Raw genomic sequence first — 1,542 nt, forward strand, 5'->3', positions numbered from 1 at the left:
GTTCGGCTCAAGGACGGAACGCCTTCTGCTGGAAAGCGTATACTTATTGATGGCCAGCAGCGTGTCACAGCGTTGATGGCTTCGCTGCTCGGACGAGAAGTTCTGACGAAGGACTACGAAACGACGCGAATCAAAATCGCATTTCATCCCGTCGATGAAAAATTCGAAGTCTCGAACCCTGCTATTCAAAAAAGCGACGCCTGGATAACTGACGTATCCTCCGTTTTTGCCCCGGATGCCGACTTCATTGATCTTGTCGAAACATACTGCACTAAAAATCCTGCTGCCGACCGGAAGTGGCCTGCACCCGGTTTCGTTGACACGCACCTAAGCTAATCCGGCCCTGCGCTCGAACTCCATAGGGCTCAGGTATCCGATCGTCGAGTGCCTGCGCTTCGGATTGTAGAAGCGCTCGATGTAGTCGAACACATCCGCTCTGGCCTCATCCCTCGTTCTGTAGGTCTTGCGGTCGATGCGCTCGGTTTTCAACGACGAGAAAAAGCTCTCCATCGCCGCGTTGTCCCAGACGTTGCCGGAGCGGCTCATCGAGCAGACGACGCCGTGATCGGCCATCAACCGTTGGAACTGCTGGCTGGTATACTGGCTGCCGCGATCGGAGTGATGCAGCAGCGCATCGGGCTTGCCCCGCCGCCAGATCGCCATCACCAGAGCATCGGTGACAAGCTGCGCCGTCATGGCCGCGCTCATCGACCAGCCCACCACACGCCGCGAGAACAGATCGATCACCGCCGCCACATAGAGCCAGCCCTCGGCTGTCCAGACATAGGTGAAGTCAGCAATCCATCGACGGTTGGGAGCGGGAGCGGCAAAGGCGCGGTCAAGCACGTTCGGAGCGACGGCGGCGGCCTGCCGCGCACCCAGGTCTGGCGGCAGCCGACGCCGGCGCGGGCGGGCTTTAAGCCCTTGCAGACGCATCAATCGCTCGATCCGGTGCAGCCCGCAGGATATCCCTTCGGCGAGCAGATCATGCCAGACCCGCCTGGCGCCATAGGTACGGTCACTCGAAAGGAAGCTCGCCCGCACCTTCGCGCCGAGCTCTTCGTCATTGCGGCTGCGCTGGCTGCGCGGCCGCTTCAGCCACGCATAGAAGCCGCCCCGCGAGACACCGAGCGCCCCGCACATCCAATCCGCCGGCCAGATCCCCCGGTGCTTCGCGATGAAGGAGAACTTCACGTCGATTCCTTCGCGAAGTAGGCCGCGGCTTTTTTTAGGATATCCCGTTCGGCCTTCAGCCTGATCACCTCGCGCTTCAGCCGCGCGATCTCCAGTTGCTCCGGCTTCATCTGGCCCTGGCCGGGAAACGCATGCTCCGGATCGTCCGCAAACGCCCTCACCCAGTTGCGCAGCACAGACTGATGCACCCCAAGGTCTTGCGCCGCCTGCACATAGGACACGCCCCGGTCCCTGATCAGCCGCACCGCCTCAAGCTTGAACTCTCGCGTGAACTTCCGTCTCTCCATGACCACCCTCCGGTCCCATTAAAACACCTAACTCGGTGTCTTCGGAACCGGGGACAGGCCA

Annotated in this window: 1 protein-coding gene and 1 pseudogene; one reads left to right on the forward strand and one right to left on the reverse strand. The window is 61.0% G+C overall.

Annotation, left to right across the window (positions count from 1 at the left end):
- A pseudogene (locus tag ACK41X_RS23535) lies at positions 1-336 on the forward strand (hypothetical protein); the annotation flags it as partial.
- Here ACK41X_RS23535 and ACK41X_RS23540 read toward each other — a convergent pair.
- Positions 328-1,481 (reverse strand): IS3 family transposase gene (locus ACK41X_RS23540; RefSeq protein WP_409728774.1). Its coding sequence is split into 2 segments (ribosomal slippage): positions 328-1,223 and positions 1,223-1,481, totalling 1,155 coding nucleotides; the frame shifts between segments, so codons are not numbered across the junction. The pseudogene ACK41X_RS23535 and the gene ACK41X_RS23540 overlap by 9 nt on opposite strands.
- Between the last annotated feature and the right edge of the window lie 61 nt (positions 1,482-1,542).

Source organism: Pseudorhodoplanes sp. (assembly GCF_046289595.1).
Classification (GTDB): domain Bacteria; phylum Pseudomonadota; class Alphaproteobacteria; order Rhizobiales; family Xanthobacteraceae; genus Pseudorhodoplanes.